Source organism: Bacteroidia bacterium (assembly GCA_027493955.1).
In the GTDB taxonomy this organism is placed as follows: domain Bacteria; phylum Bacteroidota; class Ignavibacteria; order SZUA-365; family SZUA-365; genus JAOSJT01.
In genome coordinates this window covers 141823-157069 of record JAOSJT010000001.1, presented here as the reverse complement: position 1 = coordinate 157069, position 15247 = coordinate 141823, and the positions used below count along the sequence as shown (strand labels likewise).

General features: G+C 58.3%; 12 protein-coding genes. 10 read left to right on the top strand and 2 right to left on the bottom strand.

From position 1 onward, the window contains the following. Window positions 1-9: 9 nt before the first annotated feature. Window positions 10-396 (top strand): hypothetical protein, encoded by a 387-nt coding sequence (locus tag M5R41_00690; GenBank protein ID MCZ7554903.1) that lies wholly within the window; start codon window positions 10-12, stop codon window positions 394-396. Between the two features lie 17 nt (window positions 397-413). Next, window positions 414-1508 carry a UDP-N-acetylglucosamine 2-epimerase gene (locus M5R41_00685; GenBank protein MCZ7554902.1) on the top strand — a complete coding sequence of 365 codons (1095 nt, stop codon included), beginning with the start codon at window positions 414-416 and terminating at the stop codon, window positions 1506-1508. A 48-nt stretch (window positions 1509-1556) separates the two neighbouring features. On the opposite strand, the gene M5R41_00680 is transcribed toward M5R41_00685, so the two are convergent. Both M5R41_00680 and M5R41_00675 read right to left on the bottom strand, forming a co-directional pair. Further along, window positions 1557-2057 (bottom strand): hypothetical protein, encoded by a 501-nt coding sequence (locus tag M5R41_00680; GenBank protein MCZ7554901.1) that lies wholly within the window; start codon window positions 2055-2057, stop codon window positions 1557-1559. Between the two features lie 131 nt (window positions 2058-2188). After that, window positions 2189-3553 carry an NAD-dependent succinate-semialdehyde dehydrogenase gene (locus M5R41_00675; GenBank protein ID MCZ7554900.1) on the bottom strand — a complete coding sequence of 455 codons (1365 nt, stop codon included), beginning with the start codon at window positions 3551-3553 and terminating at the stop codon, window positions 2189-2191. 258 nt (window positions 3554-3811) lie between these two features. On the opposite strand from M5R41_00675, the gene M5R41_00670 reads away from it, so the two are divergent. The 8 genes from M5R41_00670 (at window position 3812) to gdhA (ending at window position 15185) form a co-directional block, all read left to right on the top strand. Further along, on the top strand, window positions 3812-4960 hold the full coding sequence (locus tag M5R41_00670) for a tetratricopeptide repeat protein (protein ID MCZ7554899.1): 1149 nt from the start codon (window positions 3812-3814) through the stop codon (window positions 4958-4960). A 36-nt stretch (window positions 4961-4996) separates the two neighbouring features. Next, window positions 4997-6253 (top strand): SPOR domain-containing protein, encoded by a 1257-nt coding sequence (locus tag M5R41_00665; GenBank protein ID MCZ7554898.1) that lies wholly within the window; start codon window positions 4997-4999, stop codon window positions 6251-6253. A gap of 265 nt (window positions 6254-6518) precedes the next feature. Next, window positions 6519-8564 (top strand): T9SS type A sorting domain-containing protein, encoded by a 2046-nt coding sequence (locus M5R41_00660; protein MCZ7554897.1) that lies wholly within the window; start codon window positions 6519-6521, stop codon window positions 8562-8564. A gap of 492 nt (window positions 8565-9056) precedes the next feature. Further along, window positions 9057-11105, top strand: a complete 2049-nt coding sequence (locus M5R41_00655) for a T9SS type A sorting domain-containing protein (GenBank protein ID MCZ7554896.1) — start codon at window positions 9057-9059, stop codon at window positions 11103-11105. A 238-nt stretch (window positions 11106-11343) separates the two neighbouring features. Then, window positions 11344-12021, top strand: a complete 678-nt coding sequence (locus M5R41_00650; GenBank protein MCZ7554895.1) for a metal-dependent hydrolase — start codon at window positions 11344-11346, stop codon at window positions 12019-12021. 169 nt (window positions 12022-12190) lie between these two features. Next, window positions 12191-12853 carry an NUDIX hydrolase gene (locus tag M5R41_00645; GenBank protein MCZ7554894.1) on the top strand — a complete coding sequence of 221 codons (663 nt, stop codon included), beginning with the start codon at window positions 12191-12193 and terminating at the stop codon, window positions 12851-12853. Continuing rightward, entirely contained in the window at window positions 12850-13590 is a 741-nt protein-coding gene (locus tag M5R41_00640) for a hypothetical protein (protein MCZ7554893.1), read from the top strand. Before M5R41_00645 ends, M5R41_00640 begins: the two co-directional genes overlap by 4 nt. A gap of 254 nt (window positions 13591-13844) precedes the next feature. Beyond that, complete coding sequence (gene gdhA / locus M5R41_00635) at window positions 13845-15185, top strand: NADP-specific glutamate dehydrogenase (protein MCZ7554892.1); 1341 nt, start codon at window positions 13845-13847, stop codon at window positions 15183-15185. The last annotated feature ends 62 nt before the right edge of the window (window positions 15186-15247 follow it).

Sequence of the window (15247 nt, the reverse complement as noted above, 5' to 3'; positions counted from 1 at the left end):
CTGTATCTCATGGGACGACCAGTCAAAACTCTCGGCGAAAAATGGGGCATCATGCCCTGGCTGAAAATCCGTATCGAAAAAGATCCGCCCTGGCTGCAAAACCTGGTGCTCCCCTTCACCGAGGATACAAAACTGGTCCGGCAGGGCGTCTGCGATCTCGCCTTCGTGGCACCCACCTCCGCCGCGGAGTGGAAGCAGAAAGCCCGGAGATTGCGGCCGGCCATCGATCCCGACGGCGCCATCTGGGTGCTGTATCCAAAGGACGAGTACCGTGAGAAATACAACTTCGACGGCAGTCTCGAAGAAATGATACACATCGTGAAAGAACTCGGGCTCCGGCATACGAAACTCGCGTCCGTGAACGACGAGCTGACATCCGTGCGCTTCACGCTCTGAACACCGGGACCCGCGTCGTGATACCCACGATACTCACCGTCATCGGCACGCGCCCGCAGTACATCAAGTTCGCGGCTCTGCTGCCGCATCTCGACGAACGCCTGCACATCGTGCTGGTTGACACCGGACAACATTACAGCACAGCCCTCTCCCGCGACTTCATCGAGGAGTATGGCTTGCCGCAACCCGCGCATGTGCTTGCATCCGGCCCGTTGGACGGCCTCCCCCGTCTTGCGCACTACCTCGAGCGTCTCGACACTATAATCGACGATGCACGTCCCGATGCGCTGCTCTGTTTTGGCGATACCGACAGCGCGCTCGCGGCGTCGCTGGCCGCGGTCAAGCACGGCGTTCCGGTCATGCACGTCGAAGCCGGCGAGCGCAGCCGCTGCACGGACGGCAGCCGCGTCCATCCCGCAGCCTCCCCGGAGGAGAGCAACCGCGTCCTTATCGACCACACCGCAGCGCTGCTGCTTTGCGCAACGGAACAGGGGCGCACACAATGTCTGAGCGAGGGCTGCTGCGGAGAAGCGATCCTGACAGGCGACATCATGTACGATCTGTATCTGCGCCTCCAAGCCGGCAAGGTGAATGATGCCGCCGAGCTGCGACGCCTGGGTATCGGCAAAGAAGGCTATTATTACGCGACTCTGCACCGCGCCGTGAATACGGACGACGCGGGACGTTTCGCTTCACTTCTGGAGACACTCGCCGGGTTGGATGCAGCCGTGATACTACCGCTGCATCCTCGCAGCAGCGAACGGCTTCGGGCCTATGGCCTGACCGCCCCGCAGGGAGCATTGCGTATCATCGAGCCCGTCTCCCACGCAACCTCCCTCGCGCTCACACGCAACGCGCGCTGTGTCCTCACCGATTCTGGCGGACTCACCCGCGAAGCGTATTTTTGCGGTGTTCCGTCCATCTGTCTCGATGATTCCACCGCTTGGTATGAGCTTGTCGAGAACGGTTGGTGCAGCCTCACCGGTGCGGACGCCCATGCGATTCGCGCCGCCGTCGAGGCACCGCGGCCCACCGAACACCCCGCCATCTTCGGTGACGGCCATGCGGCGGAACGGATTGTCCGTGCGATGCTGGAATATATTCCTTGCTGACCTTCCGGTCTCCGGCACCCGCCGAAAGGCGTGAACGCTCAACGGCGTTCATTCCGACAGACGTTTCCGCACCAGATCAAACAAACTGCCGAGCAGCGAGATACTCCCGACAACGAGGATGGAGATGATCCAGGGTTTGCCCACGCTGAGCATGTCGTAATCGCCCCAAAGCTTCGTCAGGGACCAGGGGGAATCGAAAGCCAACCAGATACATCCAAGAAACAGCGTGAGCGTTATAACGCCATGCAACGTGAGAGCCAGAACGCGTGCGCGGTGATCACCGTTCATGATGATCTGATACTTGTAGAGGAACATGAAGAAGACCAGAATCCCCAGAATTCCAACGGAGATTGCCAGCAGCCCCATTGCGTCCACATTGACTTTCCAAAAATTGAGGAAAGTCAGCAGCCACAGTGCCAGTGCGGTGAGAGGGAGCACCGACACCATGACGATAACGAACAGACGAGCGTAAAAGCGGCGGCGACGGTCCGACACGTCTCCGTCGCCCTTGCTCTGCCCCATCGCATCCCGAGGTTGTGCTGTATCCATGTTTCTGTTCCTCGACTGTTCCACGTGTTATGATGGCTTCTTCCGGGTGTGGGCGGTAGACGGCGGAGAGGCCTCCGCCGCAGAACGCCGCATGGGGTATCGCGAACCTCACCCGGACGCAGGCCGCACGATCAGCCAATCCAGACCGTCTTGATGTTCACGAATTCGCGAATACCGTATTGCGAAAGTTCACGCCCGTAGCCGCTCTTCTTGACGCCCCCGAAGGGCAGCCGGGGATCGGATTTCACCATGCCGTTGATGAACACGCAGCCGGCGTCGATCCGTCGCGCCATATCCGTCGCCCGCACGCGGTCTTCGGTCCACACGCTGGCACCGAGACCGAATTCCGTGGCGTTGGCCGCGGCCACCGCGGCATCAACGTCGTCCACAGCGATGACAGCCGCGACCGGTCCGAAGGTCTCCTCCGACAGCACGGGCATCTCCGGCGTCAGCTGGTCCATCACAGTGGGTGCGTAGAATGCGCCGGGGCGGTCCAGCCGCTGTCCGCCGAGCAAAATGCGTGCTCCCATTTCCACGGAGCGGCGCACTTGCACATCCAGTTCGAGCAGCAAATCTTCGCGGGCCATGGAACCGATCTCCGTCGCATCGTCCAGAGGATCGCCGACGCGCATGCCGGCGACCGCGGATACGAATTCCGACAGGAAGCGCTCGTATACCGGCGCTTCGACAATGAAGCGCTTGGCCGCGATACAACTCTGTCCGGTATTCAACATGCGTGCGGCGGCGGCGGTTTTCGCGGCCCGCTGCACATCGGCATCAGCGAGAACGATGAAGGGATCGCTGCCGCCAAGCTCGAGGACGCTCTTTTTCAGACGCGCGCCCGCCTTGGACGCCACCTGGCTGCCGGCATACTCGGAGCCGGTGAGCGTGACCGCCGCCACCTCGGGATGGTCAATGACGCCTTGCACCGCGTCGGCAGGTATCAGCAGCGTCGAGAAGCACCCATCCGGAAAGCCGGCCTCCGAGAATACCTTTTCGATATGCAGCGCACAGCGCGGAACGTTGGAGGCATGCTTGAGCAATGCGGTGTTGCCCGCCATCAGCGCGGGCGCGGCGAAACGGAAGACCTGCCAGAACGGGAAATTCCACGGCATGACCGCGAGGACCACACCCAGCGGATCGAAGCGCACATAGCTTTCGCTGCCGTCGGATTCCAGACGCTCCTTCGTGAGCATGCGCTCCGCCTCGTCAGCGTAGAAGCGACACACCCAGGCGCATTTCTCTATCTCGGCTCTGGCCTGGGTGACGGGTTTCCCCATCTCGAGACTGATCGTTCTTGCGTACTCCTCTCGTCCGCTCTCGAGCGCCGCCGCCGCTCTGTACATCAGCGCGCTCCGTTCCCCGAAAGGCACGTGCTTCCAGCTTTGTTGTGTATGTGCAGCGATGTGTATGCGTTCTTCGATGTGCGCCGGCGTATGAGCATCGAAGCGCTCAAGAATTTCGCCCGTCGCCGGGTTGCGTGATGAGAAAGACATGGTGGCCTCGACTGTGGTACTGCTTGGCTGTGATCCGCCTCTGGAAGGCCGGGCACAGGAAGACGGATTTCCGTGTACGGAATTCTTCCGGAAAAATTATGAAATGCGACAAGATCGGCAAATCCTTTTCGGAACAACCCTGCGCGCGCGGCGCTATAAGGGGAATGTGCCGAGTATTCACAGACTTTCTTGCACTTGGCCGCAGGTCTCCGTATTTTGATTTGGTATATACATTACTCATATCCATCTCCGAAGCTCATGAAAACACGCGCAACCTCCCTTCTGCTCTTCGCCTTTTTGCTGCTGTCCGTGTCAAAGCTCAGCGCGCAGCAATTCGCCTTTGGCATGCAGCACGCCTGCGAAGCCGAGGATGCCTACGCCAAGGTGACTCTGCCCGCGACGGCTCTCGTCGATATCATATCCGCCTCCGGTGAGACCATTTCGCCGCAGGACGTTTGTCTCGCGGAAAAGCCGACCGGCACGCTCACCGGTTTTCAGGCGGATTACGACGGCGATGGAAAGGAGGAGATGTGGCTGTTGTACCATACCGGCCCCGATAATGCGGGTTGTAACGTGACCCTGGTCATAACACCTGCCGGCGGAGGGAAATATCAGCTCATGGATCTCCTGGCCCTCCCGGCCGGCAAGACCATGATCCGTCCCATCATCACGCTCGACAAAGGCGTGCAAATGTACCTGCAGAGCGAATACACGCTCCCCAACGGTGCGAACGAGACCAAGGGTTCCATCCTCTGGTACACGCAGACCGCCGTGATCGTGCTCACTTCATGGACGGAAACCGCGGGGCAGCGTGACGGAAAGTTCGTCGCCGAGAAAGTGGACGCAGCGTGGACCGACAGCAACTTCGACAAGGTCAAGGAGCTGCTTGTCCGTTACAGCGTACACGAAACAGGTGGCGGTGCGGCCACCTCGAAGAACATGGTCGACCAGTATATCCTCACACTGGACTTCCTTCCCAATCATTTGCGCTACGGTGTGTATGATTCGGTCGGCTATGACAAGATCCAGGAGGCCGATGCGAAAGCGAAATCGGCCCGCACAAAGCTGAACCGCGAAGAGACACGCATCGATGGTATTGTCGGATTGCGCGAAGCACTCGAAGTCAATCCCTTCATGACTTTCGCACGCGTCCGTCTCGGAGAATTCCTGTTGCACGACGGCAAGTACGCCGATGCCGAATCGACGCTTCTGCTTGCGGCCGCATTCGACCCGACGCATAACAAGACATTTCGCATTCTCGGCGACACCTATCTGCGACTGAACGATCTGCAAAAGGCCTTGGCGGCTTATAACCGTTACCTTGAGCTCGGCGCCGAGTCGACGTATTACAAGAACAAGGTCAACGGCAATATCAAGAATATTACCGTTCCCAAGCGGCGTCGGTAACGTTTTTTTCGTTCACGAAGCGAGAGGCAACATCTCGTGCCTGAATTCAATTTCGCGAAAGGCAAGAGCGGCGGCACCAAAACCGAGCGCCCGTCGACCGCTCCGACACGCAATGAAACCGGCCCCGCGCGGCCGGTTTCTGCCGATGATGCCCGGCAGGGTGAGCTTCCGTACGAGCTTACCAGCATTCCTTCAAAACCCGCGCATGCATCGCACGGGCAGCCGTCTTCGTCGCCGGGCGCGCCCCCTCAAGCCGACGGGGGCAAAGCGCCGACCAGCATTCTCGATAAATACCCCAAACGCGATTTTTCTCATCTCACCACGGAACCTGTTCAACATCCCATCGAGACTGCGGAGGTCGCGGAAGAGTCCGATCCCGCGGTTGCACATCCATCGACGTACGAAGCGGAGAACAGCGAGGAGAACGCAGAGATGACAGCATCGTCACATACCACGCGAGGCGGCACTTCCTGGCCCATCATCATCATCGGCGGCGTTGTTGTGCTGCTCGTCCTTATCGCGCTCATCTGGCATGTCAATCCGTATCCTCCGCTGAAGGATGCCATAGCCGGCTTTTTCAAGAGCAAACCGACGGAAGTCGCTGCCGTCTCCACCCCGCCAGCAGATCAGGATGCGGCCAGCCCGGCCGACGACACCGAATTGCGTTCCTGGGATTATTTTCTTCAGGTATCGTCGTGGAAAGAATTGATGAAAGCCGATCAGGAGGCTGAAAAATTACGCGCCGCCGGGCTCGATGTGGCCGTGGAAGGCGAAGCCCTGTCCAGACGCGGTGGGACCTTCTACCGCGTCCGCCTTGGTCCGTATGAAAGCCCCGAGGCCGCTTTTGCCGCCGCGGCAGCTCACCCCGGGCTGGTTCCGGCGGATGCATTTCTCGACAGTGTACGATTGACGGAATCGGTGCCCGTAGCCGCCGCAGAGCCCGGCACCGGACGACCTGCCCGCATGCGCCGAGAGGCTTCCAGGGAAACGGCGAACGCGAATGACGACATCGCACGCTGGAGAAAAGATTTCGGCATTGTGGACGAACCGTTGAGCGGCTATGCCGTTCAGGTCTCCTCCTTGCGCAGCGTGGATGTAGCGCGCGTCGAAGCACGCAAAATGGTGGAACAAGGGTACCCCGCTTTCATCACCCGCGCGACGATAGGTCGGGCGACATGGTATCGCGTACTTGTCGGTCCGTTCAACACTCGCACGGACGCAGATAAATACACGAAATTGATCAATGTCACGTACGGCAACGAGGCGTACACCGTAGATTTGTCCCAGAAATAGGGAAAGCAGGTCGAAAATCCGCCCCCAGCCGATATGAGGCGCAAAAAGTTAGGGTTTTACAAACGAATTACGTAGATTTTGAGCTACCGATGTTCGCGGCAATGCGAACATCACAAGCCACAGCCCGAAAACGGATATTTCCGGATCCGGTCCCGCGCAAGGAACCCATCGCGAATTGCCTTGCCCTTTGGCACAAAACCATGCTCATTGGCACAACGATACCAGCATATTTCCAGGTTTATCACACACAATCCCGGAGTTACTAATGAAGAAACTGTTTCTGCTTGCCCTTCTGACCTCTCTTGTCGGACTGGCACAGGCGCAGCAGACCACCGTCCGTGCGCCGGAGCGCGTGCAGCCGCAGCTGCTGCAGAGCGAATCGGTTGAAGGTCCTTCCATTTTCCGTGAGTTCCTCCCCGCCGCGGAGAACCTCCTTCCCCGCGCCGCGAAGAAAAGCACGAGCCTGAAGAAAACCGCATTCAGGACCAATCTCTATGAAATCGGCAAGATGGCCAATATCTACGGCATGATGGGCGATACCCGTCAGCAGATCGCCTTCGACCCGAAGAGCAACCGCGTTGCGGTGATTTTCCGTGGCAATGACCGCGGTACCAGCGACGGTAACACCCTGTTCATCCGTTACTCCTCTGATGGCGGCGCGACCTGGGCAGACAAGGGCGACAACATCGCGAATACCACACAGCCGCGCTACCCGAACCTCGCACTCGTTCCCGAGAACGACGGCAGCACCTCGGTTGCGGCGTACTGGGCGCAAACGACGCAATATAACGACGGTAACTCGGGCTTCGGCGCCGTCGGTAGCATGAAAGCCGGCTTCGGCAACAGCAATCCGCTGTATTCGCCCTTCCCCACTCCTCCCCTCTGGTCGATTCCCTGGGAACCGGTGATGAATCAGCAGACCGGTGATCTGTACTCGATCGCCCTCGCCCTCGATCCCGCCAACGGCGCCAGCACCGGCGAACTGTATCTGCTCAAGTCCACCGACCGCGGCGCCAGCTGGACTGCCGACCTGTCGAGCCCGGTGTACACCGAGGACCTCATCCCGAGCGGGTATTTCGATTCCAACCTCCGTCTGGACATCTCTCCCGATGGCAGCACGATGATCATGGCGTTCTCGCTCATCATCGAGAGCGAACCCGGCCGCGCATTCCTCGTTGATGCCAATCACGAAGTCGCCTGGCGTGTTTCCACCAACATGGGTCAAACCTGGGGTGACTTGCAGCGCGTGAAGCCTTCCGCGATTCAGAACAAGCCGCAGCCCTTCGACTTCCAGTGCAATATGTCCTGGGACTTCGACATGACTATCGGCAAGGACAACAAGCCGCACTTCCTCACCGTCCTGTCCGCGGACGTGAATCCCTTCGGTCTCGACCGCCCGACGGATTCGACCATCGCCCTGAACAGCACGGACAGCACTTTTGTGTGCGAAATCACCGAAATGGATGGCCAGGGATGGCGCATCCTTCCGATCGGTCCCGCGCGCCGTCTGCGTATCGACCGAATCTCCTTTACCGCCGCTTCCACGACATCCACGCCGTACGTGATCCGCAACGAGCCGAAATGGGCGCGCACCTGGAACGGCGACAAGATTTTCGCGAAGTGGATCTCCCCGTATCTGACCTGGCGCATCGGCGTTGTGGCCGGCCAGCCGACGTTGTTCCCCGATACTCTGGCGCAGGTGTATGTCAACGGCCGCCACGTGGACAGCAGAACGATCGGCAATCCCTATATGCACAAGTGGGATTTCGTGGAACCCGACAACAACACCTACGACATGGACAGCACCATGCGTTTCTCGGGTGATCTCCTCGGCCTCTTCGAGGAAGACGGTGCCTTCGGTGCCAAGTTCACCAAGGTCGCGAAATACGCCAGCGATAATGGCGATGTGTTCGTCATCTCGCCGGAATTCGGTGTCGGCGAACGCCGCGACGACGATGCTCTGTTCTCCGATCAGACCATCTGGTTCCTGCAGGGCGCGCAAATCCCCAATATCATGGTGGATGTCGAACAGCTCGATGCCACTCCCGGCAGCTTCAGTCTCGAGCAGAACTATCCGAATCCGTTCAATCCGTCCACGCAAATCAACTTCACGATTCCGACGGCCGCACAGACCACATTGCGCGTGTTCAACGTGCTCGGTCAGCAGGTCGCCACACTCGTGGATGCGCAGCTGACGGCTGGTACGCATACGGTGAGCTTCGACGCCCGCTCGCTCCCCAGCGGCGTGTACATGTACCGCCTCGAGAGCGGGAATTTGAGCATGTCCCAGAAGATGATGCTCAGCAAGTAATCCAACCACTGGTTTCCAGTGCTGCGGCGCGGGTTTTCCCGCGCCGTTTTTTTTTGGGGGGCGTGGGAGAACGCCCACATCTCGCACAGCATCCTTTGCAGACAGTCACCCGTACCGGGAACACGCGCCCTTTGATCACAGGCGCGAGAACAGCGCAACCCCATGCCGGGAAACGGCGTCATGACGAATTACGGAGTACGGAGCCACTGCACGCATCACAGGGATGGCGATACGCCTTTGTGCATGTACTTTCCGTCTCATCAGCATGACGAGCTTCGCCGGCGCTGTGAAGTCACATACGAGATGGACCGGTCTCAACCTGAGACTGACGGATGGGCACACGCAGCCGGAGCCCTCAGGCGTACACCACATCGCCGGGACGGGCACCGGTAATGCATTACGAATTGCCTTGCCCGACATGCCAAAACGATGATTTTTGACAGGATAGCACCTACACTGTTGCAGGAAACACCTCAAATCCCGGAGTAACTCATGAAGAAACTGTTCCTGTTTGCCGTTCTGACAACACTCGTCGGTCTGGCGGAGGCGCAGCAGACTACCGTCCGCGCGCCGGAAAACACTTCTGTTCTGCAGGGTGATGAAACGCAGCGTGCCCTCCCGTCGCTCTTTCAGCCAAGGCCAACGGGCCGGGAAAACACAGCTCCGACCAATCGTGTCATCGTGGACCAACTCACGACACAGCTGCTTCAGCGCAGCAGTCTGTTCGAAGTTGGTAAAATGGCAAATATTTATGGAATGATGGCCGAAACGCAAAGTCAGATCACCTACGATCCGCGGAATAATCGCGTTGCGGTCATCTTTCGCGGAAATGATCGCGCCTCCGTCGGTGAATCCGATGGCAATACGCTGTACATCAGATATTCCGATGACGGCGGACAGAGCTGGAGCGCCATCGGAGATAATGTGTCCAGCACGAACCAGCCGAGGTATCCGACGATATCCTGTGTGCCCAAAAGCGATGGAAGTACAACGTTCGCCTCTCTTTGGGGACAGATCAGTCAAAATGGTGACGGGACTCTCGCATGGCGCGTGCACGGGGTCTCAAATCAGCGCAACAACATGAATCCGTTGTATGCGCAGTTCCCGGCTCCTCCCCCGAGCTGGGACCTGCCGTACACGTCGGTGCTCGATCAGTCCACCGGCGATCTGTACACGATGGCTCTCGCGGTAGATCCCGCAAACGGAGCCAGCACGGGAGAGTTCTACTTCTTCAAATCGACCGACGGAGGTGCATCATGGGCCGCTGATCTCAGCACACCGTGTTGGTCCGCCGACATCGTCCCGGACGGTTTTTTCGCTTCTCAGCTTCGCTTCGACATCTCGCCTGACGGAAGTACGTTCGTTGTCGCCTTTCAGCTCGCCTTCGAATACGAACCGGACCAGGCGTTGCAGGTCGACGACAGACATGAAATCGCCTGGCGCGTGTCGACCGATAAGGGACGCACCTGGGGAGATCTGCAACGGATCAAGCCATCTGAAATCCCGAATACGCCGCAACCGCTGAACGCAGACTGTAAAATGTCTGTGGATTTTGACATGATCGTCAGCAAGGAGAACAAACCGCACTTCCTCACCATACTCTCGTCGGATTTCAATCCCTTCGGCCTGGATCGGCCGACGGACACCACGATCGCGCTCAACAGCGGGGACAGTACGTTTGCTTGCGAAGTCGTGGAAATGGAACAGGGCTGGCGTATTATCCCTATCGGACCCGCGCGGAGGATACGCATCAACCGGGTTGCCTTCACATCCGCATCCAGTAGCGCTGAGCCCTACCGGATTCATTGCGAACCCAAATGGGCGCGGACCTGGGCTGGGGACAAGCTCTTCGCAAAGTGGATTTCCCCGTTCTACTCCTGGCGCGTAAGTGTCGTCGCCGGTACACCAACGCTGTTTCAGGATACTCTCGCCCAGGTGTATGTGAACGGGCGCCACGTGGACAGTCGCGGTATACACCCCTATCACCATCCCTGGAACTTCGCCGATGCAAGCGCGAATACTCTCGAAATGGACAGCGTCATGCGCTATACCGGTGATTTTCTCAGTCTCTTTGAAGAGGATGCCACCTTCGGTGCGAAGTTCACAAAAATTGCGAAATACGCCAGCGTCGACGGTCAGTGCTTTGTGTTAACCCCGGAATTTGGAGTCGGCGAGCGGAGGGATGACGACGCCGTATTTTCGGATCAAACTGTCTGGTTTGTTCAAAATCTCCGGGTCCCCGTCATTCTTGATGTCGAGTTGCTCGATCCCACCCCCGGCAGTTTTCATCTCGCGCAGAACTATCCGAATCCGTTCAATCCGTCCACGAAAATCCACTTCACGCTTTCGTCCGCCGGGCAGACCACGCTTCGCGTGTTCAACCTGCTCGGTCAGCAGGTCGCCACACTGGTGGATGCACAGTTGACGGCCGGCACACATACGGTGAACTTCGACACTCGTTCACTCCCCGGCGGCGTGTACATCTACCGTCTCGAGAGCGGGAACAGGAGCATGGCGCAGAAAATGATGCTCAGCAAATAACACAGCCACCGGTTTTCAAAGCGACGGCGCGGGTACACTCGCGCCGTCCTCTTTCGAGAATGGCGTCGTCGTGAGCCCGCGACGGCGCAAGCAACGAACGTGCGTGGGGCGCGCAAGTCCCGGTCTGTGCTGTCGGCCGCCGGAAGGGTGCCGTGCGGGTGTGCGGAGGAGAAGGATTCCGCTTTAGGAAATGTGCGAAGCCCCGTATATTTCCCGTATCCGATTCACTGGAGGATGTATGCTCTCACTCACCTACTTCAGCCATTCATCATTCATGCTCGATGACGGCTCGCACAAAGTGCTGATCGATCCCTTCCTCACCGGTAATCCAACCTCCCCCGTCGCAGCGGACGAGGTCCATGCGGATTTCATCGTACTCACACACGGTCACGGCGATCATCTCGGCGACGGTCTGGCGCTCGCGAAACGCTGCGATGCAATGATCATCGCCGTCAACGAACTCGCGAATTATGTGGCGTCGCACGGCGCCAGAGCGCACAATATGCACATCGGCGGCGCGCGGATCTTCCCTTTTGGCCGCGTCAAGTTCACGATCGCCCACCATGGCTCATCATCGCCTGAGGGTATGTACATGGGTGAGCCCGCCGGGGTGCTCATTTCCATGGGCGGTAAAACCGTCTACCATACCGGCGACACGGGTCTTTTCCTCGACATGAAGCTCATTGGCGAGCGCAACAGTATCGACTGCATGCTGGCTCCCATCGGAGATAATTTCACCATGGGGGTGGAAGATGCGGTGGCCGCGGTGGAATTCGTCCGCCCCGGACTCGCCATCCCGATGCACTACAATACGTTTCCAGTGATAGAAGCCGATCCGGAAGCGTTCCAAACAGGCGTACACGCAGCCGGTCTGCATGCCCGCGTGATGCAGTACGGAGAGACGATAGAGCTCTGAGACGGCCACATGGACGTCCCGGCCCCCTGTCCAACCCGCCGGAAGCTCCGACCGTCCTCCGGAGACGAGATGCGCACTACATGCCGCATTGTTGCGGCGCGTTGCATTTCCTGTGATTTTTCCGCAAATTTCTGTTTCACGCCCGTGCGTGACGAAACAGTGAACACTCATGGACAGTACCGCCACACCACATGCAACGCCGTTCGCAGATGGAGAAGTCCGGAATTCCGGGCCCAACCGGAGCGATACCCTGTCGGAACTGCAGTGGAACACCCTCGAATCCTCAACGGAATTCGCGTGCCGCATTTTTACTATCGAACGGCATCAGCGGAGCAACAGGCATCGCCGTGGCGATTTCTACGTCCTCACCGCGGACGCGTGGTGCAACATTATTCCCATCACCGTCGCGGGTGAGGTCGTGATGGTGGAGCAGTTTCGCCACGGGACGCAGGACATCACACTCGAAATTCCAGGCGGTATTGTGGATCCGGAGGACGAGAGCACACTGGCAGCCGCCAGACGCGAGATGCTCGAGGAATGCGGGTATGATTCAACCCATATTGAGCCGTTGGGCTTTGTGCATCCGAATCCGGCAATACTCAACAATACCTGCCATTCCTTCGTGGCGTATGACGCCTGGCCCGCCGCCGCCCAGCGCCCCGATGATCTTGAGGAACTGCGCATCCGCCACGTGCCCCTCACGGCCGTACCCTCTTTGATTCTGAATGGATCGATCTCTCACGCTCTGGTCGTGTCCGCCTTCGCACAGCTTTTTCTGCAGCGTTCTGATCTTGTGATGCCATCAATGTCCCACAAGCCAGGAATTGCATGAAAGCGATTGTTACTGTCTGCATTTTTATTGCGATTTTCACACTTTCCTCCTGCGGCCTGCATCGGCTCGACAGCGAGGAATTCCGGAATACCGCTCAGAAAACAGAACAGTACCTGTTCTCGATCTCCGTCAAGCAGGCCGAGATTCGGGATATGCTCCACAGCTACAACCGTTCCGTACCAGCGGAACGCAGGCTGACGCTCACACTGGATCCCGATCGGGGGCTGTCGGACGACGCCCTGCTGGTGCTCAAGCATCACATGGAGGAAGAACATGACGCTTCATGCCGGGGCCTGCTGGAGCGTGTTTTCGAGCTTCAGGAGATGATCACCGAGCATCGGGCGGAGGTGGAAGAGCTCCTCGCCGACCTTCCCAGCCCGCACCGGGTGCGAACGGGAGAAACGCATTACGGCTTGAGCCTGAAGTACCTGATGCATGAGCATGGTCTCACACGCGCGACCGCGGATTCCATCGTTTCCACCGCCGCGTTGAGCAGCGATATTCTCGAGGGATTCAATATTTGGTTTCTCTACGACGATGGTGTTTTCAGTACCCTTGTGACTCAAGGTAAAGCACATATATCACCCGCCGCCTTCGCCAAGGTGGTCAAGAAAGAGATTCTCGACAACGCCAGAGCCCAGGGAAGCGTAGTGGAATACGAAACCATTCTCGACAGCCTCAAACGCTGTGGTGCCCTGCTCACCTGCGTCAAACAAGCGTCCGCACTCGGCATGTAGGGATGATGGGTATTCCATCATTTTTCAAACGATTTCGCGGCAATTAGTGATTTCTAGCGACCTTTTTCGACACCCGGCCTTCGGGTTTTCCCATTTATGCCAAGATTTACCGATACGTGAGAAATATCACGGCGTCGCTCGTGATTTTTTTCTCAAAATGCCCTTGAAATCTTTTTTTCGAGATCAGAAAGCCGTATCTTAACCATGCTGGTTCGTTCTTTTTTTTGTTCATCATTCTTTTGAAGGAAGCTTCGATGTCAAGCGCACTGAACGACTTCATGCAGGAAGTCAAGGCCAAGAATCCTGGAGAGGCCGAGTTCCACCAGGCAGTGGAAGAAGTTGTCGAAACTCTCATGCCGGTGCTGGACAAGCACCCGGAGTACCGCAAGGCGAAAATTCTCGAACGCATCGTCGAACCCGAGAGGACCATCATGTTCCGCGTCCCCTGGGTGGCGGATAACGGCGAAGTACGGGTCAACCGCGGATATCGCGTCGAGTTCAACAGCGCCATCGGTCCGTACAAGGGTGGTCTCCGCTTCCACCCCAGCGTGACGCTGAGCATTCTCAAATTCCTGGGCTTCGAGCAGATTTTCAAAAACAGTCTCACGACGCTTCCGATGGGCGGCGGTAAGGGCGGCTCCGACTTCGATCCGAAATTCAAGTCGAAGAATGAAATCATGCGCTTCTGTCAGAGCTATATGAGCGAGTTGTTCCGCCATATCGGTCCCAATACCGACGTGCCCGCGGGCGACATCGGCGTCGGCGGCCAGGAGATCGGCTTCATGTTCGGTCAATACAAAAAGCTTCGCAACTCATTCGACGGCGTGCTCACAGGCAAGGGCCTTACCTGGGGCGGATCGCTGATCCGTCCGGAAGCCACGGGCTTCGGCGTCACCTATTTCGCGCAGGAAATGCTCAAGACCAAGGGACAGAGCTTCGAGGGCAAGACGGTCGCTCTTTCCGGCTTCGGCAACGTGGCATGGGGCGCGGCGATCAAAGTCACCGAACTCGGCGGTAAGGTTGTGACCCTCTCCGGTCCCGACGGCTACGTGTTCGATCCGGCAGGGATCTCGGGCGAAAAGATCGAGTACATGCTCGAGCTGCGCGCAAGCAATCAGGACATCGTCGAACCCTACGCCGAGCGCTTCGGTTGCGAATTCGTGGCCGGCAAACGCCCGTGGGAAGTGAAGTGCGACGTCGCGCTGCCCTGTGCCACACAGAACGAGCTCGACGGCAAGGACGCCCAGACGTTGCTGGACAACGGCTGCATCTGCGTGTGCGAAGGCGCGAATATGCCCTCCACTCCCGAAGCGATGAAATTATTCATCGACCACAAGATTCTCTACGGACCCGCCAAGGCCGCGAACGCCGGCGGTGTTGCGACATCAGGCCTCGAAATGACGCAGAACTCCATTCGAATGAGCTGGTCGCGCGAGGAAGTGGATACGCATCTGCACCGCATCATGACGAATATCCACCAATCCTGCCTCGACGCCGCAAGCAATTACGGCGCTCCCGGTAACTACGTCGCCGGCGCCAATATCGCTGGCTTCGTCAAAGTCGCCGACGCGATGATGGCACAAGGCATCGTATAACACCGAAGTTCGATCAGGAAACAGCGCCCGGGTAACCGGGCGCTGTTGTTGTATTCCACCGA